This is a genomic window from Hahella sp. CR1 (genome assembly GCF_029813005.1).
In the GTDB taxonomy this organism is placed as follows: Bacteria; Pseudomonadota; Gammaproteobacteria; order Pseudomonadales; family Oleiphilaceae; genus Hahella.
The window spans coordinates 876700-898751 of the sequence record NZ_JAPELK010000001.1 but is presented as its reverse complement, the minus strand read 5'-3'; the positions used below and the strand labels follow the sequence as shown (position 1 = coordinate 898751).

24 protein-coding genes are annotated in these 22052 nt (G+C 54.5%); 16 read left to right on the top strand and 8 right to left on the bottom strand.

Translation table 11 applies throughout. The features are described from left to right. Window positions 1–150: 150 nt before the first annotated feature. Both ONV78_RS04030 and ONV78_RS04025 read right to left on the bottom strand, forming a co-directional pair. Window positions 151–837 (bottom strand): PspA/IM30 family protein, encoded by a 687-nt coding sequence (locus tag ONV78_RS04030; RefSeq protein WP_279501306.1) that lies wholly within the window; start codon window positions 835–837, stop codon window positions 151–153. Between the two features lie 63 nt (window positions 838–900). Then, window positions 901–1173: a YiaA/YiaB family inner membrane protein gene (locus tag ONV78_RS04025; RefSeq protein ID WP_216736130.1), complete on the bottom strand. Its 273-nt coding sequence runs from the start codon at window positions 1171–1173 to the stop codon at window positions 901–903. Between the two features lie 234 nt (window positions 1174–1407). Between ONV78_RS04025 and ONV78_RS04020 the strand changes: the two genes are divergently transcribed. Next, a complete protein-coding gene (locus ONV78_RS04020; protein WP_279501304.1) occupies window positions 1408–2445 on the top strand; it encodes an efflux RND transporter periplasmic adaptor subunit in 1038 nt (345 codons plus the stop codon). Window positions 2446–2469: 24 nt separating this feature from the next. Next, complete coding sequence (locus tag ONV78_RS04015; protein WP_279501303.1) at window positions 2470–5586, top strand: efflux RND transporter permease subunit; 3117 nt, start codon at window positions 2470–2472, stop codon at window positions 5584–5586. Here the strand turns inward: ONV78_RS04015 and ONV78_RS04010 are convergent. Beyond that, the gene (locus ONV78_RS04010; RefSeq protein ID WP_216736127.1) at window positions 5564–6661 is read right to left on the bottom strand and encodes an EAL domain-containing protein; all 1098 of its coding nucleotides are present in this window, start codon (window positions 6659–6661) and stop codon (window positions 5564–5566) included. The genes ONV78_RS04015 and ONV78_RS04010 overlap by 23 nt on opposite strands. A 186-nt stretch (window positions 6662–6847) precedes the next feature. Next, on the bottom strand, window positions 6848–7426 hold the full coding sequence (locus ONV78_RS04005) for a methyltransferase domain-containing protein (RefSeq protein WP_279501301.1): 579 nt from the start codon (window positions 7424–7426) through the stop codon (window positions 6848–6850). Between the two features lie 150 nt (window positions 7427–7576). Here ONV78_RS04005 and ONV78_RS04000 point away from each other — a divergent pair, with 150 nt between their 5' ends. After that, entirely contained in the window at window positions 7577–8410 is an 834-nt protein-coding gene (locus ONV78_RS04000; RefSeq protein ID WP_279501299.1) for an AraC family transcriptional regulator, read from the top strand. Window positions 8411–8430: 20 nt separating this feature from the next. Here the strand turns inward: ONV78_RS04000 and ONV78_RS03995 are convergent, their stop codons facing one another. Further along, the gene (locus ONV78_RS03995; protein WP_253938221.1) at window positions 8431–8721 is read right to left on the bottom strand and encodes a DUF6471 domain-containing protein; all 291 of its coding nucleotides are present in this window, start codon (window positions 8719–8721) and stop codon (window positions 8431–8433) included. A 148-nt stretch (window positions 8722–8869) separates the two neighbouring features. Between ONV78_RS03995 and ONV78_RS03990 the strand changes: the two genes are divergently transcribed. The 12 genes from ONV78_RS03990 (at window position 8870) to ONV78_RS03935 (ending at window position 19108) form a co-directional block, all read left to right on the top strand. Next, a complete protein-coding gene (locus ONV78_RS03990; protein WP_011400283.1) occupies window positions 8870–9274 on the top strand; it encodes a YjfI family protein in 405 nt (134 codons plus the stop codon). Next, window positions 9271–9954, top strand: a complete 684-nt coding sequence (locus tag ONV78_RS03985; RefSeq protein ID WP_216736123.1) for a PspA/IM30 family protein — start codon at window positions 9271–9273, stop codon at window positions 9952–9954. Before ONV78_RS03990 ends, ONV78_RS03985 begins: the two co-directional genes overlap by 4 nt. A gap of 62 nt (window positions 9955–10016) precedes the next feature. Beyond that, window positions 10017–11018, top strand: a complete 1002-nt coding sequence (locus tag ONV78_RS03980) for a potassium channel family protein (protein ID WP_279501296.1) — start codon at window positions 10017–10019, stop codon at window positions 11016–11018. Continuing rightward, window positions 11011–11655 (top strand): YjfK family protein, encoded by a 645-nt coding sequence (locus ONV78_RS03975; RefSeq protein WP_279501294.1) that lies wholly within the window; start codon window positions 11011–11013, stop codon window positions 11653–11655. Before ONV78_RS03980 ends, ONV78_RS03975 begins: the two co-directional genes overlap by 8 nt. A gap of 67 nt (window positions 11656–11722) precedes the next feature. Next, complete coding sequence (locus ONV78_RS03970) at window positions 11723–12139, top strand: DUF350 domain-containing protein (RefSeq protein WP_216736120.1); 417 nt, start codon at window positions 11723–11725, stop codon at window positions 12137–12139. An 11-nt stretch (window positions 12140–12150) separates the two neighbouring features. Continuing rightward, window positions 12151–12780: a DUF1190 family protein gene (locus ONV78_RS03965; RefSeq protein ID WP_127974019.1), complete on the top strand. Its 630-nt coding sequence runs from the start codon at window positions 12151–12153 to the stop codon at window positions 12778–12780. Between the two features lie 3 nt (window positions 12781–12783). Continuing rightward, the gene (locus ONV78_RS03960; RefSeq protein ID WP_279501290.1) at window positions 12784–13947 is read left to right on the top strand and encodes a glutathionylspermidine synthase family protein; all 1164 of its coding nucleotides are present in this window, start codon (window positions 12784–12786) and stop codon (window positions 13945–13947) included. A gap of 369 nt (window positions 13948–14316) precedes the next feature. Further along, entirely contained in the window at window positions 14317–15297 is a 981-nt protein-coding gene (locus tag ONV78_RS03955) for a TRAP transporter substrate-binding protein (protein ID WP_216736118.1), read from the top strand. A 103-nt stretch (window positions 15298–15400) separates the two neighbouring features. Then, window positions 15401–15961 carry a TRAP transporter small permease gene (locus ONV78_RS03950; RefSeq protein WP_279501288.1) on the top strand — a complete coding sequence of 187 codons (561 nt, stop codon included), beginning with the start codon at window positions 15401–15403 and terminating at the stop codon, window positions 15959–15961. After that, on the top strand, window positions 15958–17361 hold the full coding sequence (locus ONV78_RS03945) for a TRAP transporter large permease subunit (RefSeq protein WP_127974024.1): 1404 nt from the start codon (window positions 15958–15960) through the stop codon (window positions 17359–17361). Before ONV78_RS03950 ends, ONV78_RS03945 begins: the two co-directional genes overlap by 4 nt. 217 nt (window positions 17362–17578) lie before the next feature. Further along, window positions 17579–18328, top strand: coding sequence for a transporter substrate-binding domain-containing protein (locus tag ONV78_RS03940; protein ID WP_216736117.1), 750 nt, complete (start codon window positions 17579–17581; stop codon window positions 18326–18328). Window positions 18329–18625: 297 nt separating this feature from the next. Next, window positions 18626–19108, top strand: a complete 483-nt coding sequence (locus ONV78_RS03935; RefSeq protein WP_127974026.1) for a peptidylprolyl isomerase — start codon at window positions 18626–18628, stop codon at window positions 19106–19108. A 59-nt stretch (window positions 19109–19167) separates the two neighbouring features. On the opposite strand, the gene ONV78_RS03930 is transcribed toward ONV78_RS03935, so the two are convergent. The 3 genes from ONV78_RS03930 to ONV78_RS03920 all read right to left on the bottom strand — a co-directional run bounded on the left by ONV78_RS03930 (window position 19168) and on the right by ONV78_RS03920 (window position 21187). After that, complete coding sequence (locus ONV78_RS03930) at window positions 19168–19950, bottom strand: DNA-binding domain-containing protein (protein ID WP_279501285.1); 783 nt, start codon at window positions 19948–19950, stop codon at window positions 19168–19170. Next, window positions 19943–20806: a DUF692 domain-containing protein gene (locus ONV78_RS03925; RefSeq protein WP_279501282.1), complete on the bottom strand. Its 864-nt coding sequence runs from the start codon at window positions 20804–20806 to the stop codon at window positions 19943–19945. Before ONV78_RS03925 ends, ONV78_RS03930 begins: the two co-directional genes overlap by 8 nt. Before the next feature lie 120 nt (window positions 20807–20926). Next, window positions 20927–21187, bottom strand: a complete 261-nt coding sequence (locus ONV78_RS03920; protein WP_279501281.1) for a hypothetical protein — start codon at window positions 21185–21187, stop codon at window positions 20927–20929. A gap of 190 nt (window positions 21188–21377) precedes the next feature. Between ONV78_RS03920 and ONV78_RS03915 the strand changes: the two genes are divergently transcribed. Further along, window positions 21378–22034 (top strand): thermostable hemolysin, encoded by a 657-nt coding sequence (locus ONV78_RS03915; protein ID WP_279501280.1) that lies wholly within the window; start codon window positions 21378–21380, stop codon window positions 22032–22034. Window positions 22035–22052 lie beyond the last annotated feature (18 nt).

Sequence of the window (22052 nt, the reverse complement as noted above, 5' to 3'; positions counted from 1 at the left end):
GGTCCGTACAATCGTAAAGCCGCTGTCTCAGCCTTCATTAAAGGTCAGGCAATCATATACGGGAAATTAAGGGCAATTGATTAACTTTCCAAGTTTTAACGCAAAAAACCGCGCAAATGCGCGGTTCATTACGGTTTATGTAGCGAACTGTCAGGCTGATTTTTTACGAATGCGATCCAGCACGGCGTCCGCCTCAGTTCTCGGGCCAATACCCGCTTTCCGCAATTTATCCTCCAGACCATCGTCATTCAGCCCTTCATCCAGCTGCTCCATGGCGCGTTTCATATCATCGAAACGCTCCTGACGATCCCTGATTCGTTGCAGGGAATCCTGCATATCACTGATGCGCGATCCCATGGAATTGGCGCGAACAGCCAGGGAAGCCGTCGCCTGTTGCGTGCTCTGTGTGGCCTGCACCATGCGCAGCTCACGTCGATAATTCTGAATGCTCTGGGCTGCGGATTGCAGACTCAGGCGCAACTTTCTCTCATGTTCTCCCAGCTTTTCCGACGCCTTGCGCTCATCCGCAAGCGTTTTTTCCTGATCCGCGATCACGGTGGCGAGATCATGAGCCAATTCCTCCAATCCCTTTTCCAGCGCCTGTCCAGCTTGCGTTTCCTTTTCCGCCAGATATCTGGCGCGACGGGCGATGCCGCGCTCCAGTCGCATTTTTTCCGCCATGACCCGGGCCAGATCGTGTTTGGCCTGTCCCATAGCGCACTCGCATTCATAGATTTCCTGTTCGAAGATGCGGATAGCGTTGGCGTCCACCACCCGCTCGGCGCTCTCACGCGTGGCGCCGCGTACGGCGGTCATCATTTTTTGCATGTAAAACATATAAAGCACCTCGTGATTCATAAGTCGTCCCTGGCGGACGGGTTGCGGTCTGCTTGCATCCGGTTACTCGGCGTAGTCCCGCAGCATTTGGTTGGTTCTGGCTTCATTGATCTTGTGGATAAGGCGATGGGATTCATGTTCATCGCGCATGGTTTTAGACAGCGTGATAGTCGAGCTGATGAGAAACAGCGTACTGATGCTGAAATAACCTTTGATAAGCAAATCCACCGGCATGAAAAAGATGCCGGCGGCCACTGCAGCCAGCGCAATGACGAAAGAAGACTTCACGTAAAACAACCAACCTTTGGAGTTACTCTGTATTTGTTCAACTGTCATGAGTTGTCTCTCTGTGTTCCGATGTCCCGCTCACTCTGCTGTCGCCCCCGCTATTTTTGAATCTATATCTGAATGGGTGCTGAATGGCCGCCTCCAAGTATCGCGATTCGATACCTTCGTTAAAAAACAGCACTCCTGATCCAGATATCACACCTTCACTCACCCAAATGTTGACACTGAATATTTTACAAACCTAAAATGTTTACACATAAAACATAAACAAGGATCACCTCCATGCGCCCCCTTTACCATGCCGTGACCTTCTCTCTGGCGACGCTGATCTATGGCGTTGCCCCTGTGGCCGCCGCAGACGAGCCTGTTGTGCATACGGAAACCGTTCGCCTGGAAACCTATACCCTCCCCATAGAAACCAGCGGCGTCCTCGCCAATCAATCGGAACAAACGCTGTCCTTTAAAACGCCAGGGATCGTGGCGAGAATCACCGTGAAAGAGGGTCAGAGAGTGCGCGCCGGGGAGCTAATCGCCATCCTCGACAGAGAGGAAATCGCCGCGGAAGTGGCGCAGGCGGAGGCTTACCGTGACGACGCCCGCCGCAATCTGGAGCGATTCAATAAGCTTTACGGCAGCAAGGTCGCCCCGCTGGAGCAGGTGCAATCCGCCGAAACCGCCTTACGGGTGGCGAGCGCCCGTCTCAAAGTCGCCCAATTCAATTTCAAGCATTCTGAAATCCTCGCCCCCAGCGATGGCGTCGTGCTGCGTCGCCTGATTGAGCCCAACGAACTGGTGAGCGCGCAGCGCCCCGCATTCGTTTTCGCCCAGGAAAATGCGGGTTGGGTTATTCGCGTTGGCGTCAGCGACAAAGAAATCGTTCGTCTAAGAGAGGGAGATAACGCGGAAGTGCGCTTAGACGCTTACCCGGGTCAGGCCCTGACTGGAGACGTTTACGAAACCGCAGCGAAAGCCAGTCCTGGCAGCGGCGTTTTCGAAGTGGAAGTGCGTCTGCATCCCCATGAGGCGCGCCTGTTATCAGGTATGGTCGCGCGCGTGACGCTGACGCCCAAAGCGGAGGAGAAATTGGTGATGATACCTCTCAGCGCCATCATCAGCGCCGGCGGTAAAAATGCGGAGGTTTTCGTACTGGACGCCAATAATCGCGCTCACCGCCGCCGTATCGTATTGCGTGACTTTTCCGCGTCCCAGGTCGCTGTGGTCCATGGTCTGAAGGCAGGGGAAACGCTGGTGACTCGCGGCGCCACCGGTCTGGTGGAAGGCATGCTGGCGACGCCTGTCGCGCTGGCTTCCAATCCCTGACTTATCTAACCGGAGTATCCCGCCATGCGCCTGCCGGAATTAGCGATTCGCAATCACGCCTTCGCCTGGGTCGCCGTATTACTTTTGCTCGGCCTCGGCCTGGTTTCCTTTCTCACCATGCCGCGCTCGGAAGATCCACAATTCGACTTCCCCACCACTCTCACCACCGTTCTGTATCCTGGCGCGACGCCCGTGGACATGGAGCGCCTGGTGGTCGATCCCATTGAAGACGCCATCAACGAACTGGAGGATCTGAAGTCGGTTTACACGGAGATCGAAGACGGTCTGGTGCTGGTGCGCACGGAGTTTCTGTACGGCAGCGACCCGGAAGATAAGTTTGAGGATGTCGTCGGCGCCATCCAAAGCATTCGCAGCGAGCTGCCCCCGGATCTAGCCCGTTTGAACACAGAGAAATTGTCGCCGGCGGATGTCAATATTCTGCAGATCGCTCTGGTTTCCAGCTCCGCGTCCACCAAAGAGTTCAAATACTACGCGGAGCGTTTGGAAACCCGCCTGGAGAGAGTCCCGGGGGTCAAACGCGTTGATGTAAAAGGGCTGGCGAATCTGGAAGTGCAGGTGAAAGCGGACTGGGTATTGCTGCGACGTCATGGCGTATCACTGGACGAACTGGCGGAAGTGGTGCGCAGAGCGGCGCAAAATCTGCCCGGGGGATACGTCAACGGCGACGACCGCCGTTTCAACGTTCGCACCAGCGGCGATTATAAAGACATTGCAACGCTCGCCCGCACTGTCGTCCGCACGCGCGACGGTCATGCGGTCTATATCGGCGACTTGGCGGATATCCGCCTGCAAGACGGCACGCCCACCTACAGCGCTCGCTATCAAGGCGAGCCCGCCGTCTTCATCACCGTGGTGCAGCGCAAAGGCAGCAATATCTTCGATGTCATGGCGGGAGTGAAAACCACGCTCAATGCCTTCTCGGCAGAGCTGCCGGAGACCTTCCAGACGCATCTCGCCCATGATCAGAGCGAGAGCGTCGACGAGCGGGTCGACGGCTTCTTCGAAAACCTTTGGCAGGGCCTGTTGTTGGTCGCCGTCGTAGTACTGACGTCTCTGGGCGCGCGCGCCGCTTTCGTTATTGTACTGGCGATCCCTTTTTCCATCCTCATCGGATTGGGATGGCTGGACCTGACCGGCTTTGGATTACAGCAAATGTCCATCGTCGGGTTGGTGATCGCTCTCGGCTTGCTGGTGGACAACGCCATCGTCGTCACGGAAAACGTCGAACGCTACCTGCGTCAGGGCGACAGCCGGGAAAACGCAGCCATTAAAGGGACTTCACAAGTCGGCTGGGCGGTGGTCAGCGGCACCGTCACCACCGTGCTGGCGTTCCTGCCAATCCTGTTACTGCAGAGCGGTTCCGGCACCTTTATTCGTTCAATGCCGGTCACTGTCATTCTGACCCTGGCCGCATCGCTGCTGATCGCCCTGACCATTACACCACTTCTGGCCAGTCGCTTTCTCAAAAGCGGCGTAACGTCCTCCGCGCCGGGGTGGTTATTGCGCTCACTGACAAACTTCGCAGACGGCCCCTACGCTCGCGGTCTGGCATGGAGTCTGCGCCGGCCATGGCTGGTGCTTCTGGTTTCCGTGCTGTTTCTGGCGGGAGCCATGTCTCTCTTCAGTCATGTAGGTGTGAGTCTGTTTCCAAAAGCGGAGAAATCCATGATTCTGGTGAACGTGGAAACGCCAGAGGGCTCCACTTTTGAATCCACCCGCAAAGCGGCGCAGGAAGTGGAGCAAAACCTGATGGCGCAGCCCGGAGTCACCGCAGTCGCGACTAATATCGGCAAGAGCAACCCGCGGGTTTACTACAACACCATGGACAGCAAACAGCAGCCTAATTACGCGCAACTGCTGGTGCAGCTGGCGCCACGTCCTTATCAGGAAATAGAACAATGGGTGAGCGAGCAGCGTGAACACTACAAGACATTCGCTGACGCACAGGTGCGCTTTAAGGAGTTTCATCAAGGACCGCCCGTGCAGGCGCCCATCACCATCCGCGTCACCGGAGACAATGTAGAGCGTCTACGGCAGGCGGCTCAGGATGTCAGCGACATCATCGCCAACACGGACGGGGCCATTAACGTGGACGCTCCTATCAGTCGCCATAAGGTGGATCTTCGCGTCAACATCAACCGTGACAAAGCGGCGTTTCATCATGTCAGTCTGGACGCCATCGACCTCACCGTGCGTGGCGGTCTGGTGGGGCTGAATGTTGGTTCGTTGCGGGATGACGAAGGGGAAGACTATCCGATTATCGTCACCGCCCGAGAGCGTGCAGAGCCGGAGCTGGACCAGTTTCAGCGCATGATGGTCGCCAATGCGGAAGGCGTGCTGACGCCGCTTACTCAGGTTGCAGATGTTGAGCTGGAGACCGCCGTTCCCAAGTTTCAGCACTATAACCTGGAACGTATGGCGATGGTGACCGCGGACGTCAAACCCGGATATCAGACCGAGGCCGTCACCAACTCGATCGTAGATAAACTGGACGCCTACTCCTGGCCACAAGGCGTGCACTATACCGTGGGCGGCGAGCAGGAAAACCGCAAGGAGTCATTCGGCGGCATGGCGAAGGCTTTGCTGGTGGCGATCATCGGCATCTTCGCCGTACTGGTGATGCAGTTCCGCTCTTTCTCACAGCCGTTGATCATTTTCGCCGCCTTGCCCTTCGCCATTATCGGGGCAATTCTGGGCCTCTATTTAACGGGCAATACCTTCTCGTTCACCGCCTTTGTAGGACTCACCTCACTGGTAGGCATAGTCGTCAACAATTCTATTATTCTGGTGGATTACGCCAACCAGATTCGCGCGGAAGGCGCGGATGTCAGCGAGGCGATGACGCTATCCGCCCGAACTCGCTTGATTCCAATCTTATTAACGTCGCTGACCACGATTGGAGGATTGCTTCCCCTGACTCTCACCGGATCATCAATGTGGGCGCCCATGGGCTGGACAATTATTGGCGGCCTCACCACCTCAACATTGCTGACGTTATTTGTGGTGCCAGTTCTATATCGCCTGTTTGAAGGTTCCGGTAGACAGGTCAAAACCACGAATGATACGCAGGACAATCAACGGGAAAGCGAAGCAATGACTACTTATTCAGCCACTCAGTGATGGGCATGGGGTAACCGAAGGCGAAGCCCTGGATAAGATCGAAATTCATGCGCTGGCATACCACAGCCTCTTCTTTGGAGCCGACGCCTTCCGCCAGCGCCTTCACTCCCATCTTGTGCACCATGGACACCAACAGCTCCAACAACTCCTGACGCTGCGGCGATTTGTGAATATTGCGAATCAGCGCGATATCAAACTTCACGACATCCGGCGGGGCTTCCGCCAATTCCACCAGACGCGCCTGCCCGGCGCCGAAATCATCATAGGCCAAGCCAATTCCCATCGTGCGTATTTCTTTGGCGAGGGCCTGAATCACCATAAAGTTGGTGACCGCCTGCTCATGAATCTCCAATACCAGCTCCACATTGGGATGGGTCTTGCGCACGTGCTCCAACGTGGCCAGCAAACGCGGGCCATCCAACAACTCTTGCGGATGCGTATTCACAAACAACGGCAACTTCAGTTTATGTTCGGCGGCGTCTTTAATGCCGATCACACGGAACAACTCGCTGAGTTCCACCGCCATATCAACACTCTCAGCAATGTTGAACAACGGCCCCGGACTGGGCAGCAGATTCGGGTGCGCGCCTCTTCCCAACAGCTCGTAGGCGACCGCCTTGCCTTTAATGTTGACGATGGGTTGAAACACGGCGTTCACCAAAGTTTGAGCGATCAATTCCTTCAAGTCTCTGGCGCCCAAGGGGATGCGCTGCGATAGATCGCCTTGCATTACCATGGTGGAATAGGTGGACTCCGTGGGCGTGGGCGGACGGTCTTCTTCATCCACCACACGCGCCTCGATGTGGGCGAAATGGATAACATCTCCGCTACAAACCGGGGTGACTTGATTGATGCGACAGTGATTGACGAAAGTGCCGTTGGTGGAGGACAAATCACGGACGAACAGCTGCCCTTCCTCTTGATGGAACTCTGCGTGCTGCCGGGATACGTCGGTGGCGTCTATGGTGAAACTGACGTTGTCACTGCGACCGACAACAAACGGAAACTCCCTGACCGGTAGACGCTTTAATTGATTACCCTGGCCTGAATAACATTCCAGATACCAACGTGTCACCGGTGCTTACCTCACAAACAACAGGCTTCCGAGCGGATTCACGTACACGCCCTCCCCGGGCGAAATGCTTGAACGCGATTATCATAATTGTGGCCCATAATCCCTATTAGTAAAGGAGATAATGGTGAAACAGTGTAAACCGCCCGACAGCCGCCATTATCGCCAAAGGCCCGGCCTGAAAGGCGTTCAGCCCTGTCCCCTGCGACATTGGTAAAGGTAACAAAGTACGTCTCCCCGCTGAGTGGGAACAATTCGAAAGTCCGTAAATCCCGCCTGCTTCAGGGCGCTTTGCAGCGCTTCCTCACTCAAAGCGGAGCGGTCCGTCACGTCTGCATCCTCGGCAAGGATCAACTGCCCACCTGGACGAATGACACGCGCCGTCTCAGCCAGCCCCGCCGGTATATCGCGCCAATGATGCAATGTATTCACCGCCCAGGCGATATCTATGGAGGCGTTCGCCAACGGAAGGGATTCCGCCGCGCCCGCCAGATACTCAATCGAAGCAGCGTTATCCTTATGCTCTTTGGCGAATTGCAGCATCAACGGAGTGGGTTCCACGCCCACCAGACGCCCCTTGGTCACCACCGCGGAGGCCAGCCGCAAAGCCTGTCCGCCGCCGCACCCAATATCCAGCACGCAGCTGTCCGGCTTTAAGTCCGCCGCCTCCACCACAAACTCGTTGCTTGGCCACTCACTGTAGTTTTCACAATACCAACGCGTGACCGCCTCATCCCATTCAGGCTGATAATGATTGCTCTCCGACATATTCGCTTATCCCTTGGTTGAACACTCGAATGATGTTAAACCCCGCAAGCGCCTGGACGCAGAGCGGAATATGGGAATAAATCGGCTGATATTTAGATTTTTTGCTGGATGAACTACGCTGGAAAAACATAAATCGGCTATATTCCTCCCATGCACGCAACACAACCCATTGCCGTCGAGCACGGCGTCATGAGCTTTAACGAACACAGTGAAGAGGCTTCCCACGCAGAACACGTGTTATCCCTGATTCTGGATGGCAGCGCGCGCATCAGGCACGGCGATGACATCACGCTGGGCGCGGGAGTCGTCACCCTGGTTCCTGCCGGCATGCCTCACCGCTTACTGTCGGCGAACAATCTGGAAGCCTGGTGGCTGGGCTTTTGCGCCGGCTGCCTGGATATCGATGAAACCCACCCCTTAATGTCCCCTTTCAAACGGGTCCGCTCAGGCATGCCTCCGATGATCACCGTAGACCCCACGCGGCGGGAACGTTTGCTGTCATTGTTTGCGGATCTGCGCGAGGAGTGCCAGCACAACACGCCTGAAACCAGCATTGTCACGCGTTGCCTGTTGCTGCTGATCTTATCGGAAATTAACCGCGCCATGCGGACGGATGCGCCAAGCGCGGCGCCACTTACGGACAGTCTGACAACGCGGGCGCTGGAGTATATTCAAAGTCACTGTCTGGAGAAGATATCGCTGCAGGATGTCGCCGCTGCAGTGCACCGCACGCCGGCTCATGTCGCCGCGGCGGTTAAGAAGTCTACGGGCTTTTCTGTCGGAGAGTGGATTACCCGCAACAAATTGCAGGCGGCCAGCCTGAAGCTGGCGCACACGGGGGAATCAGTGGAGAAAATCGCCGTCAGCGTGGGTTGGGGCGACGTCACCCATTTCATAAGACAGTTTAAAAAGCACTATGGCTCCACACCCGCCGCCTGGCGCAAGCAGGTCAGAGCCAATCATCGTACGGAGGAGGCGGTTTAGTGGAGCCAAGGCCGTGGAGTTCATTCCAGATCAGAGTGGTTCACGCCAAGGTCATGCAGGATGTCCATTAATTCTTCTCGCGCCAGTTTCCTCACATTCAGCACCAGAATGATCTGCAGAAATAAATCTGCGCCGAGAATCCCTTTATTTATCTTGTTGCGGAGATTATCCGCACTCTGCTGTGTGCCGATTCGGGCCAGTCTGTCGCTAAGGTCGCTATACTTAACGCCACGTTTGGCCATTTCGAATTTAATGATGCGCGAAGCCAGTTCTCTCCAGGAGTTCATTGACGGTTTGGTTTCGTTTGCCATGGCGTCCATTTCTTCTTTATGTAAAAAATAATTTACGTTTATGAGTTAAAATTTACTATAGAGCAAAAAAAGGTTTGTGCAAATAAAATTCTTGGTGTACATTTTTCTACAAGCCTTCAATCGGGGTAAAAATTAATAGGAGAACAAAATGAGCTGGGATCTCTTAAAGCTGGAAAGCCTTTTGAGTCAACGCGATGACTACGCAGTCACCAGAGAAGCGACCTGCCTGTGCATTACTAATAGCGACGGCATCGACGCCTATCTCGCGATCAGCGGCGAACAAATTATTGTCGAGTCTCTGCTGTTTGCAAAAGGCCAAGTTAAAGATTGCGCACTTCTGAATGACGACATTCTGAAGACGCATCAAATATTCCCTCTCACCACCATTGGCATCACCAATGTGGAAGGCGAGGACTATTACATGGCTTTCGGCGCCCTGTCGGCCCAATCCAAAGAAGAAAGCATCCTGATCGAGGTTGATATGTTGTTCCAAAACGTTGAAGCGTTTTTGGACGCGTACCAGAACCATCTTGTTAACGGAGTTGAATTATGAGCGTTTGGAAAAAATTAGTGACCGCCATCAAAGGCGGAGCCAACGAAGCGGCGGAAGCGGTTGTAGACAGTCAAGCGCTGCGCATTCTGGACCAGGAAATCCGTGAAGCCAAAGAAGAGTTGCGTAAGTCCGATCACGCACTGACCCAGATCATGGCGAAAAGAAAGCTGGCCGACCAGAAAGTGGCGAGCCTGAAAGCGTCTATCGCTGAATACGAAAGCCATGCCCGCAAAGCAGCGGACAGCGACCGCAACCTGGCGCTGGAATGCGCGCAGAAAGTGGTTGAGCTACGCGACCAAATGGACGCTGAGCAGAAATACGTGGATCAGTTCAATCAGTCTGAACAGACGTTGCGTCGCAATATTTCGCAAGCCAAGTCCAACCTGCGTCGCATGGAGCAGCAAATCGACATGGTGAAAGCAACTGAGTCCGTACAAAAAGCGCAAGTCGCTGTGTCTTCCCGTCACATGGGCGCCAACAGCAAAATGAAGACGGCTGCGGAATCGCTGCAACGCATTCAAAGCCGCCAGAACCAACGTTCGGCCGAGCTGGATGCAGCGGAAGAGCTGGCTTCAGAAGAAAGCGGCGACTCTCTGGACGCAAAACTGAAGGCGGCTGGCATTAACGGCTCCAACGCTAACGCAGACGACGAACTGGCGCGTATACTCGGAGGAAACTGAGTTTAAGAGTTCGTCCGATGCTAATAATAAATAAGATTAAGAGAATCTTTATCCGACACTTTATGGAGCTGCGATGGCAAGGAGTCGCCATCGCATTGCTTTCCTACGTGGGACTAAGTTATTTCTTTCTTTATTTGTCCGGCGAGACGGATTTACTGTCTCTGCCGGATTTTGCTTATTGGCTCGTCGTCACCGCATCCACTGTCGGATATGGAGACTTCTCTCCACAAACCTCCGGCGGCAAGATCGCCGTCTCCATATTCATCATTCCATTCGGTCTGAGTTTATTTGCGTTATTCGTAGGCAGAGTCGCTGTATTCGCCTCCTACCACTGGAAAAAGGGAGTGAAAGGTTTGAAACAACTTGATTGCGACAATCATATTCTCGTCATCGGCTGGAACGAAAGACGCACGCTGCACTTGATCCGGCTCCTGTTGCGTGAGCAACTCGGCAGTGAGGAAACCCGCCAGATAGTTCTCTGCGCCAAAGCGGATATTGAAAATCCAATGCCAGAGGAAATCGGCTTCGTCAGAGTTGAAAGCTATAACAACGACGAGCAAATGAGCATGGCCTGCCTGGAGCGCGCGTCCACCATCATCATCGACGCCCCGGAAGACGACGTCACCATGACCGCCGCCCTCTATTGCTCCAGTCGCAACAAAGACGCTCACATGATCGCCTATTTCAACGACGACAATCTGAGCCGCCTGTTGAAAGTTCATTGCCCCAACATAGAATGCACGCCGTCAGTGGACGTTGAGTTGCTGGCGAAGTCCGCCATGCATCCCGGCTCCAGCGCGCTGCATCAGGACCTGCTGAACGTGCAGGACGGCATGACGCAGTACTCCATAAAATATCCGGCTGAAGCCAATAGCGTCCCGCTGCGGGATTTGTTTCTGCCGCTAAAAGAACGTTATGATGCGATCCTGATTGCCGTCGGCGACGGCAAAGGGGCCGTTACTTTGAATCCACCTATGAGCCATACGGTTGCGCCGGGAACCACGATTTACTACATCGCGGACGAACGCATCGATGGACTTGATTGGGAGAAACTCTGTGTTTAGCAAGTTTTTCAAAAAAGATGAACCTAAGTCCCCTTCCGCACCGGAAATCATGGGCTTACGCCTCGGCGGCGCATTCGAACTCGACCAACTCAGACTACGACTGATAGAGCCTTCCGTGATTTTCGAAGGCGCAGCCAAAACCCAGTTAATTCAGGCGGTAGGTCAGGTGCAGTTGGACGCCAGCAGCACCCTGCTGCGCTTCTACACCGACGACGACGGCTTCATTCAGGTGGTGTTGAACGGCGGCATGACGGAAAACCATATTGAAGACGTCAAGCTCTGGTACTACTACGAAACCCGCGCCGTTGGCAGTCAGGCGGACTGGGATATGTTGATCAACTCCCAGATCAGCCAGCCCGAATACAGTATTGAAGGCCATCGCTTCCAACGTGTTTGGGAAAGTGTGGGAGAAGCGTCGCCTCCCGTGGCTATGACGGAAAAAACCACGACCGAAGCTGGCGAAGTCACTGAAACAGATCAGTTCGCCATGCTGTATGAAAGATCCGTGAATGAGGACCTGGACGAGTTTCTTATGGTCTGCGGCGAAGAAAAAATCATCGATAACCGCGCCGACCGCTGTCTGGTGCTGTCTACTGGCATTAATCTGCGGCCAGCGGACATCGTTATCATCGGATAAATGCGGGCTCCCGCATTTATCCTCCTCAACCCACAATACCTCATAATTATTAAAGAAGGAGCTGTCCATGGACGCTATCGCACATTCGCTGTTAGGCCTAACGAATTTTGCGATTTACTTTTCTTCCTCATTAGTCCTGCTGTTGGTGTTCAAATTCCTGTATACCCTGATTACGCCTCACGACGAGTGGAAGCTGGTCAAAGAAGATAAAAGCGTCGCCGCCGCGACAGGCCTTATCGGCGCTGTGATTGGTTTTTCCGTCGCACTCGCCGGAGCCGCCTCCAACTCCGTATCCCTGTTGGATTTCTGGGTCTGGGCGGCCGTGGCGTTGATTGCCCAGGTCGTCGCCTTCGCCATCATCCGCTTTATCTTCATGCCTAAAATCGTGCAGCGCATCACCGACGGCGAAGTGTCCGCAGGCGTCGTACTGGGCGGATTTTCCGTGGCGGTCGGCATCCTGAACGCGGCTTGCATGACCTACTAAGGAGCAGTGGAATGAAGCGTACGAAAGAAATTAATCTGGACAGGATGAAGAAGAACGGCCAGAGCTTTCTGCTGCGGCCCATCACTGTCGCTGTCGCCGGCGTCACGCTCACCGCCTGCTCGGATACTCGCGAAGCTCAGGTTTATAAAGACATGAGCGAGTGCATTAATGAAAACCCAAGCTATGCCTCAGAATGTGAAGCGGCGTACCAGCAAGCGCTGAAGCGGGCGAATGAGACCGCGCCCAAATATATGTCCATGCGGGACTGTGAAGCGGAGTTCGGCGCAAACGCCTGCACCAGCTACCAGGGCAGCTCAGGTCAGAGCTGGTTTATGCCCGCCATGGCCGGTTTCATGTTCGCCAAGATTCTGGACTCGAACCGCCGTTATGATTACCAGCCGGTGTTCACCTCCTATTATCGCGGCTCGCCGTTTTACGGCAGCTGGGTGACATCCGACGGCTATCGCTATGGCAGCACCTACAACCGCAAAGTCACGGTGGACAACAAAGCGTTTCAACCCAAGCCAGCGGTGACGCGGACCATTTCCCGCGGCGGCTTCGGCTCGACAGTGAACGCCAAGTCTTCCTGGAGCAGCTCTTCCAAGTCCAGCTCCAGTTCAAGAAGCAGCTGGGGCGGTTAAGCTATGCTGCGCATTCCGATCCAGGAGCGGGCCCATTGGCGTGATCTCGCCCATGAATACGGCTTCCAGTTTCACACCATGCATGGCGAGGCCTATTGGGACGAGAGCGCTTACTATCAGTTCTCTCTGGAGCAGATAGAAACCGGGCTCGAAGATCCCACGGCGGACATCCACCAGATGTGTCTGGAAGTGGTCGACCGTGTGGTGGAGGACGAGCGCCTGTTGCGGAAGTTCAGTATCCCTGAAATGTTCTGGGAAGCCGTGCGCGCTTCCTGGCGCGACCAACAGCCCAGTCTGTATTCGCGCCTCGATTTCGCTTACGACGGCCGCACCCCCGCCAAGTTGTATGAAAACAACGCCGATACGCCCACCAGTCTGTATGAGTCCGGCTTCTGGCAATGGTTGTGGCTGGAGGAAAGCGTGCGTAATGGACGCTTACCCCGCGCTTGCGACCAGTTCAATTCCCTGCAGGAAAAGCTGGTGCGCAGGCTCGCTGAAATCTATGCGCAAACCGACGGGCCGGAGTTCTACTTCAGTTGCTGCAAAGACACTGAAGAAGATCGCGGGACGATTCAGTACCTGCAGGACTGCGCCGCAGAAGCCGGCATTCCCAACCGCTTTATCTATATTGACGATATAGGACAGGGCGAGAACGGAGAATTCACCGACCTGGATGACCGGGTGATTGAGCTGATGTTCAAGCTGTATCCCTGGGAGTTCATGCAGCGGGAGGAATTCGCGCCGCTGATTCTGCAGAATCCAACGCGCTGGATTGAGCCCTTGTGGAAGTCTGTGCTGTCCAATAAAGCGCTACTGCCGATGTTGTGGAAAATGTTCCCGAATCACCCTAATTTGCTGCCGGCTTATTTCGAAGATGAAGTCGAGCATGCGCCAGGGGTGGATTTGGTGAAAAAACCGATATTCTCCCGCGAAGGCGCCAATGTGGCTCTGTATCGCGACGGCGAAGTACTCTTCGATACGGACGGCCCTTATGGCGAGGAAGGCTTTATCTTTCAGGCCTACCACCCTCTCCCCAAGTTCGGTGAAAACTACACGCTGATCGGCTCCTGGCTGGTGAACGATCAACCGGCGGGGATCTCAGTCAGAGAGGATAAAGCCCTTGTGACGCAGGACCTTTCCCGCTATCTGCCCCATGTGATTCTGTGAGGCGTTACTCACAGAATCACATGGGGATAGGATGGTTATTACCTGACCGTCCATTGATTACGCTACAGAACTTCAGCCGTTCTCCCTCTTCCATAGTTTGTTGCGCCAGGATTTAAGCGTTCAGACTTGCCCTCCGACACTGTCTCCGCAATTCCACCGGAGAAAAATATGCGGATTCCCGCCCACCGCCGACCAGGTAAATGGGTGGATTTCCACCCATTTAAAAATCCCGCTTTTCTGACAAATCCCAGTAACACACTGTTATTACTAAAATTTCACGTTAAAGCAGAAATTGGCCCGGAGGTTGCTCTTATGTAATCGACTATGGCTTTCGCCTAAACCCAACAAAAACAACATGCGAGGTATAACATGCGTTTCAAAAAACTCCTGACCGCCCTTGTTGGCGCTACGCTGTCTTTCTCTGTTTTCGCTGCTCCCATCCAGATCAAGTTTTCCCACGTTGTGGCGGAAAACACCCCCAAAGGACAGATGGCGATTAAATTCAAGCAATTGGTGGAAGAACGCCTGCCCGGCAAAGTTGAAGTAAAAGTATTCCCCAACTCTCAGTTGTTCGGCGACGACAACGTATTGGAAGCTATGCTGCTGGGCGACGTGCAATTGGCCGCGCCTTCCCTGTCCAAGTTCGACAACTACACCAAGAAACTGCAAGTGTTCGATCTGCCTTTCCTGTTTCAGGATATGGCGGCGGTAGAGCGCTTCCAGAATGGCCCCGCCGGTCAGGAACTGCTGTCCGCGCTGGAGCGTAAAGGTCTGGTTGGCCTGGGCTACCTGCATAACGGTATGAAGCAACTGTCCGCGAACGCCCCTATTCGCGTTCCTGCTGACATCGCTGGTAAGAAATTCCGTATCCAGACTTCCGACGTACTGGCTGCGCAATTCGAGGCCGTTAAAGCGGTTCCGGTGAAAAAGCCGTTCTCTGAAGTGTTCACCTTGCTGCAAACCAACGCTATCGATGGTCAGGAAAACACCTGGTCCAATATCTACTCCAAGAAGTTCTACGAAGTTCAGGACAACATCACTGAATCCAACCATGGTCTGCTGGACTACCTGGTGGTGACCTCTAAAGAGTTCTGGATGGATCTGCCTGACGACATGCGCGACACCATCAAGAAGAGCCTGGATGAGTCCATCGCCTACGGCAACAGCATCGCCGCGGAGAAAGACAACAGCGATAAAGAAGCCATCATTGCTTCCCGTCGCACCAAGGTATCGTCTCTGACTCCTGAAGAACGCAAGCAGTGGGTTGACGCAATGAAACCCGTCTGGAAGAAGTTCGAGAAGGAAATCGGCGCAGACCTGATCAAAGCCGCTGAAGCTTCCAATCAATAACCCTCTCGTAGAAAAGGAGCAACCGCCAGGTTGCTCCTATACTTTTGTTATTCGAGCTGTAGAACCGTTTTAAGCCGTACAATAACCAGAATTAGGTCCCATCATGTTTGGTCGAATCGTCCATCGCTTTGAAGAAAGCGTTCTGTGTCTGTTGTTGGTATCCATGACCCTGCTGGTGTTCTCGGAAACCATGCTTCGTTTCTTTTTCAACACCGGCCTGTTGTGGGCGGAAGAGGCCACCCTGTATTTGGGCGCCTGGATGGTGTTGTTTGGCGCTTCCTACGGCGTCAGGGTGAACGCGCACATTGGCGTGGACGCTTTCGTAAAACTGCTGCCCAGCGGTCCGCGCCGCGCGGTGGCCGCCCTCACGGTGGTGATGTGTCTGGTCTATTGCGGACTGTTCCTGTACGGCGGCTGGATCTATCTCGCCAAGATGTACAAGATCGGCATTGAGCTGAGCGATATTCCTGTGCCTCGCTGGGTCGCGCAAAGCATTCTGTTTATTGGATTCATCCTGCTGGCTATTCGTTTTCTGCAATTGCTGTGGGGAATCATCACTGGCAAATCCAACGGCTTTGAGTTCGTGGATGAAGCCAAAGAAAGCATGCATCTCGCCGATGAGACGGCGGACTCCTCCTCTCAAGCGCAAGGTAACCGCTCATGACCGCCGCCGTATTATTCATCCTGCTGTTCACCTGCATGCTGATGGGCATGCCGATCGCCGTGGCGTTGGGCCTGTCCAGTATTGTCACGATTTTGTTTTTCGCCCCGGACACGTCGCTCGCCTCCATTGCATTGAAGATGTTTGAGGCGACTTCAAGCCACTATACGTTGTTGGCGATTCCGTTTTTTATTCTGTCTTCGGCGTTTCTCTCCACCGGCGGCGTGGCGCGTCGTCTGATTGATTTCGCCGTCAGCAGCGTGGGCCACATTCGCGGCGGCCTGGGTATGGCGTCCGTCATGGCCTGTATGCTGTTCGCAGCGGTATCCGGGTCTTCACCCGCCACCGTGGCGGCGATCGGATCTATCGTCATCGCAGGCATGGTGCGTGCGGGCTATCCGCAAAGTTTCGGCGCTGGTCTTATCGCCAACGCCGGCACACTGGGGATTCTGATCCCGCCTTCCATCGTCATGCTGGTATACGCTGCGGCGACGGAAGTCTCCGCCGCGCGCATGTTCATGGCGGGCTTGATTCCCGGTCTGATGATGGGCGGCATTCTGATGATCGCCATCTATATCGCCGCCCGTATCAAGAAGTTGCCCTCGCAGCCGTTCCCAGGCGTTAAAACGCTGGTGAAAACAGGCGTTGTCGCAATGGGCGGACTCATGCTGATCGTGATCGTCCTGGGCTCTATTTACGGCGGCGTCGCCAGCCCGACGGAAGCGGCGGCGGTAGCGGCGGTATACGCGTACCTGATCGCCGTCATCGGCTATCGCGATATCGGCCCTCTGAAAAACGTCGCTTGGCGCAACCAAGGCGAAGCGATTCCCAGCGCAGTGATTCGCAACACCCTGCAGTGCGCTTTGGCGCTGCCTAAGTCAGTGGTGAATCAAGAAGTGCGTCATGTGGTGCTGGATGCCGCCAAGGTCAGTCTGATGCTGTTGTTCATCATCGCCAACGCCATGCTGTTCGCCCACGTGCTGACCTCCGAAGGCATTCCACAGGCCATCGCCGCGACCATCGTAGAGTGGGGCTTGCCGGCCTGGGGCTTCTTGATTGTGGTGAATATTCTGCTGCTGATGGCGGGCAACTTCATGGAGCCTTCCGCCATTCTGCTGATCATGGCGCCGATTCTGTTCCCCATCGCCACCCAGTTGGGCATCGACCCGATACACCTTGGCATTATTATGGTGGTGAACATGGAAATAGGCATGCTAACGCCGCCAGTAGGACTAAACTTATTTGTGACGGCGGGCATCACCAATCGCTCCATCGGTTGGGTTATTCGCGCCGCCCTGCCCTGGCTGGGCCTCCTCCTGGGCTTCCTGATTTTGATTACGTACGTGCCGCAGATTTCTTTGTTCCTGCCGGAATATATCGACAAGCTGCAGGGATACAACTAAACGGCGCATAACTAACGGAGGCGTTAGGGAGAGCGTAACGAGATTCGCAAACATCCGCAGACTCTCGCGGATATTCAGGGGTAGATCCCACTACCCCCTTTTTTGCTGACTGATGAGACAGAAAAACATAACAAATAATTATATAAAACAAGGAAATACAACCGTCGGGAATAACATGAAATAATAACAAGCAATATTCACATACCCGGAGGCAATAATGAAAATCCTAACTGCGGCCCTAACCGCTCTGTGCATGGGGGCGGCGACGCTGGCTTCCGCTGAAGACAAGCTGATCTTCAACACGCAGGATTTCAGACCTTTCACCTATCTCGAAAAAGGCGAAGTCGCCGGCCCAGGCACAGAGCTGGTAAAACTCATCTGTAAATCCTCCGAGATCCAATGCGAGTTCAATCTGTTGGACTGGACAATCGCCCAGCAACAGGCCAAGGAAAAGCAGGTGGACGGCCTCTATGTCATCGGATGGAATGATCAGCGCAGCGAATGGCTGCATTATTCCCTGCCCATCCTGAAAACCAGTTACGGCTTCTTTGTTAACGAAAGCGACACCCGGCAGTACTCGACGCTATATAACTTTTCCGAACATCAGGTTGGCGTCTTCGGTCCTTCCAACACGTCCAAAACGCTGGAGACCATTGGCACCGCCATGCCCACGATGAAAATCGTGCTGGCGAAAGACGATCTGGTGTCTTTCCGTATGCTGAGCGATAAAAAAGTGGATTCGGTCTATTCCAACCGCGATGTCGGCTTTGAAATTCTGCGCCAATTGGGCCTCAAGAATATTCGCTTCGCCTGGAACCATAAGTCGATCAACTACTATGTCGGCTTCGTGAAAGGCCATACGTCGCGCAAAGTGATCAACAAGTTCAACAAGACTCTGCGGCAGCTATATAAAGACGGCGAAGCCCAGAAGGTTCTGGATAAATATCAGTTGGAATCATCCATGTAAGCGGCGCTGCTGCAAACGCCTCAGCGCCTGCCGCAATCTATCCTCCGCGGATTGTCCGGCGGCCCTTGAGAACTGGGCATAACCTCACTAGACTGGCGGGTACGGCAGGCGGTCCCCTTTTGACAATGGGACCGCTCCAACTTAACTCTGAATATCGTTCCCTTGTTTTAACGCCAGTTGCCTATCTGCGCTTTTAAACCCGGTCCGATTGAGTTTTACGATAACGAGGCGGAAACACACGAGGGAACGCCCACGGCGGCGTGCTCAACCACCTCACCAAACCTTAAAGGTGCTTTTATGTCTGATATCAAACCCCGGGTTGTGAGCATTCACTACACTTTGACTAACGACGACGGCGAAGTGATCGACAGCTCCGTCGGCGGCGAGCCATTGGCCTATCTGGAAGGCGCGCAGAACATTATCCCGGGACTGGAAAACGCCCTGCGTGAACTGTCCGCTGGCGACAAGAAAAAAGTATCGGTCGACCCTGCCGACGCTTACGGCGAATACTCTGCTGAACTGGTTCAGGTCGTTCCGTTGGAAGCTTTCGAAGGCGTAGAGAAAGTTGAGCCTGGCATGCAGTTCCATGCACAGACTGCCGGCGGCGCGCGCGTCATTGTGGTAATGGAAGTGTCCGACGACACCGCCACTATCGACGCCAACCACCCTCTGGCGGGCCAAACTCTGCATTTTGACGTAGAAGTGATGGAAATGCGTGAGCCGACTGAAGAAGAAATGTCTCACGGCCACGTTCACGGCGAAGGCGGTCACCACCACTAAGTGGTTGATCCCTCACCTGGAAAGGCGACCTCGGTCGCCTTTTGCATTTCTGGGACCTGTCACGTCTCTTGCGTGAGTCCCTGCAGCAGCCCGGCCTGAGTCCAGCTTTGTAGCAACTGCGCCGCTCGTTGCGCCGCCGCGTCGCCATGCCACTCCCATAACAGCTCACACAAATCAGCGAAATTAGCGCCTTCGCTCACCGCTGTAATGGCGGCGGCTTCATCCACCGCCAGGGAACGAAACAAGGTCACCCACTCTGAACGCCACAATAGCCAGGTTTCCTCTTGCTCCAAAACCTGAGGTTCCGGCGGCGTCAGTTCTTCTTTCAACGCTTTCCAGATCGGCGCGGTATTGAAGCGATGGCGATGCAGCGTCAGCGCCGGGATGAAATCAAAGCGCAAGGTCGGCCAGGCCTCCGGCGCAATCGACTGAAACGCCGTCATGTCGATGGGCTGCGCGTCGCCGGCGTCAAACATAAGACGCAACAGGCGCTCCCATTCCGCCAGTTCAGCCAGCACGCCATGACGGCTATAGGGGTCCGTGCACGCCAGATAATCCGGCAATGCCTCGCCGAACCAGCGCACCGAGGTGTTGGAGGATGGATGCAGAATAATAAAGTCGCGACTCATCTGCTTGAAGGCGTCATCACCCAGTAGTCCGCGCACGGTAGGATAATCTTCCGACAACACACCGATCAGCTGGGTGAAATAGGCGTTGCGATAAATTTCGATACGTTGCGCCGCGCTTAATGGTCCCGCGCTCAACGCAGAATCCACCGAGCCGCCCTCCTGCGCACTAATCGCTGTCAGGAAATCGTGTTGCAGCCGGGATAAATCAGACATAGGCCGCCTCGCTCCGCACCGTTTCCAGTTGCGGGAACTCCGCTTCCGCAATACGGCGTAATGTCGCCAGTTCGCTCATCAGCTCTGAAAACTCGGGCATATTGTCATCCCGCTCGATCATCGCCGAGACTTTGCCGAAACGGCGCACCGCCAATCGATAAAGCTCCCATACCGGGTCCGCCACCGGAGCGTCATGGGTATCGACGATATAGTCGCCATAATCAGAATGGCCGGCGACATGAAACTGAATCACCCGATCCTGGGGAATGCCGTTCATATAAGTCAGTGCGTCAAACTGATGATTGCGCGCGCTCACGTATATGTTATTGATGTCCAGCAACAGCCAGCAGTCCGCTTCCTCGGCGACGGCGGCGACAAACTCCCACTCCGTCATGTCGGACTCACTGAAATTCACATAGCTGGATAAGTTTTCCAGGACAATGCGGCGTCCTAAAAACGATTGCACCTGCTTTACCCGCTCCGCCACATGACGCACGCTCTCAGCGTTATAAGGCAGCGGCAAAAGATCATGGGAATTATGGGCGCTAAGACCGGTCCAACAGAGATGGTCGGACACCCACAGCGGATTCACCCGCTCGATTAAGGCTTTCAGGCGAGTTAAATAACCCATATCCAACGCGGCGGTTGAGCCGATGGACAGAGACACGCCATGCATCGCCAGGGGATAGTGTTCACGAATACGGTCAAGGAAATACAGCGGTTTGCCGCCCTCAACCATGTAGTTCTCGCTGATGATCTCAAACCAGTCCACCTGCGGTCTGGTTTCCAGAATATGGGTGTAGTAATCGGGCCTGAGCCCTAGACCAAAACCGGAAAAAGCGGGACGGGTATTCATAGAGATTCAATGCGTCGTGATGAAATAAGAAGTCGAAAACAATATAGACCGTTTTCCTGAAAAGGCGCGTCCGGCGTCACCGCCGGACCAGCGCATATCAACGGTCAACAGGCCCCGCGATTACTTAACTGTGCCGCCTTTCGCTTTGCACTCGTCCGCAGTCATGCTCAGGAAACCTTGGCCCTGACAGCTGGCCATACCTTTGCAATCGTTGTTAGCGGTTTTACAGTCATTGTGACCGGCGCAGCTGTTAACGCCCCAGCAATGAACCTGGGCTTCCGCTGCTACTGCAGTAGTGGAAGTCAGCGCAGCAGTACCGAAAAATCCAGCAGCAGCGATAGCCAGAGCAGCGCCAGTGAGTTTCTTTTGTGATTGGTTCATAAGAGTATCCTTAAGCAGAAAATAGTGATTGAGATTTTTTTGTCGTCCCAGTTTTGCGACAACGATTGATTTGACCGGGCCGTTTCTGAAAAGTTCACGGGTTCTCATACTCAAAGAAAAATATTTTTCACTTAAGGGTTCCTTAAGCTTGCCAAATTAACCTGCATAGAGACATCCACGAGGAGGCTTTATGCAGCAACCGGACACACTTCCCGCCCCTGAGGCGACAACGGCTATCGACAATCGTTATATCCATGTCGGACCAGGACATCGTTCGCGAGCTGTCGCCGAATCATTCATCCGTCAACGCTTTGATCAGGAGTACGGCGCCAGCATCCGTTACTTCATGGAAAACTTTGTTCTCTGCTATGAGCAGGACAGGCTGATCTCCGTCCTGGGCTATCAAAGCGCCCAGTTCCGGCCGCTGTTTCTGGAGCAATATCTGGATGCGCCCATCGAACAGGTTCTGGCGCAGATTCAGGGCGCACCCTGTTCACGCAGCGGGATTATTGAAGTGGGCAATCTGGCGTCCACGACCCAGGGAGCGCTGCGCCGCCTGATTCTGGTGCTGGGCCGCTACTTTTCCGAACGCAAATATCAGTGGCTGACCCTGACCGTTATTCCAGAACTGTTGAACAGCTTCCGTCGCTTTGACCTGCCCATGATCGAACTCGCCAAAGCGAAGCCGGAAGCCTTAAGCCAGGACGCCGCCGATTGGGGCAGCTACTACGACAAATCCCCTACGGTTATGGCCATTTCCATTCCACACGGCATCCACCACCTGATCAGCAACCCGGTGATGGCGAAGGTTCTGGAGCGCTGTCCACAACCGGAACATGAAGACTGACTAACGCAGGGAGAGCTT

Coding starts and splice junctions, on each gene's coding strand:
- ONV78_RS03950 (WP_279501288.1), top strand. CDS start 15,401: ATGTTTGGTCGAATCGTCCATCGCTTTGAAGAAAGCGTTCTGTGTCTG.
- ONV78_RS03930 (WP_279501285.1), bottom strand. CDS start 19,950: ATGTCTGATTTATCCCGGCTGCAACACGATTTCCTGACAGCGATTAGT.
- ONV78_RS03955 (WP_216736118.1), top strand. CDS start 14,317: ATGCGTTTCAAAAAACTCCTGACCGCCCTTGTTGGCGCTACGCTGTCT.
- ONV78_RS03920 (WP_279501281.1), bottom strand. CDS start 21,187: ATGAACCAATCACAAAAGAAACTCACTGGCGCTGCTCTGGCTATCGCT.
- ONV78_RS03960 (WP_279501290.1), top strand. CDS start 12,784: ATGCTGCGCATTCCGATCCAGGAGCGGGCCCATTGGCGTGATCTCGCC.
- ONV78_RS03935 (WP_127974026.1), top strand. CDS start 18,626: ATGTCTGATATCAAACCCCGGGTTGTGAGCATTCACTACACTTTGACT.
- ONV78_RS04020 (WP_279501304.1), top strand. CDS start 1,408: ATGCGCCCCCTTTACCATGCCGTGACCTTCTCTCTGGCGACGCTGATC.
- ONV78_RS03970 (WP_216736120.1), top strand. CDS start 11,723: ATGGACGCTATCGCACATTCGCTGTTAGGCCTAACGAATTTTGCGATT.
- ONV78_RS04025 (WP_216736130.1), bottom strand. CDS start 1,173: ATGACAGTTGAACAAATACAGAGTAACTCCAAAGGTTGGTTGTTTTAC.
- ONV78_RS03980 (WP_279501296.1), top strand. CDS start 10,017: ATGGAGCTGCGATGGCAAGGAGTCGCCATCGCATTGCTTTCCTACGTG.
- ONV78_RS03990 (WP_011400283.1), top strand. CDS start 8,870: ATGAGCTGGGATCTCTTAAAGCTGGAAAGCCTTTTGAGTCAACGCGAT.
- ONV78_RS03925 (WP_279501282.1), bottom strand. CDS start 20,806: ATGAATACCCGTCCCGCTTTTTCCGGTTTTGGTCTAGGGCTCAGGCCC.
- ONV78_RS03915 (WP_279501280.1), top strand. CDS start 21,378: ATGCAGCAACCGGACACACTTCCCGCCCCTGAGGCGACAACGGCTATC.
- ONV78_RS03985 (WP_216736123.1), top strand. CDS start 9,271: ATGAGCGTTTGGAAAAAATTAGTGACCGCCATCAAAGGCGGAGCCAAC.
- ONV78_RS04005 (WP_279501301.1), bottom strand. CDS start 7,426: ATGTCGGAGAGCAATCATTATCAGCCTGAATGGGATGAGGCGGTCACG.
- ONV78_RS03940 (WP_216736117.1), top strand. CDS start 17,579: ATGAAAATCCTAACTGCGGCCCTAACCGCTCTGTGCATGGGGGCGGCG.
- ONV78_RS03965 (WP_127974019.1), top strand. CDS start 12,151: ATGAAGCGTACGAAAGAAATTAATCTGGACAGGATGAAGAAGAACGGC.
- ONV78_RS04030 (WP_279501306.1), bottom strand. CDS start 837: ATGTTTTACATGCAAAAAATGATGACCGCCGTACGCGGCGCCACGCGT.
- ONV78_RS03945 (WP_127974024.1), top strand. CDS start 15,958: ATGACCGCCGCCGTATTATTCATCCTGCTGTTCACCTGCATGCTGATG.
- ONV78_RS03995 (WP_253938221.1), bottom strand. CDS start 8,721: ATGGCAAACGAAACCAAACCGTCAATGAACTCCTGGAGAGAACTGGCT.
- ONV78_RS04015 (WP_279501303.1), top strand. CDS start 2,470: ATGCGCCTGCCGGAATTAGCGATTCGCAATCACGCCTTCGCCTGGGTC.
- ONV78_RS04000 (WP_279501299.1), top strand. CDS start 7,577: ATGCACGCAACACAACCCATTGCCGTCGAGCACGGCGTCATGAGCTTT.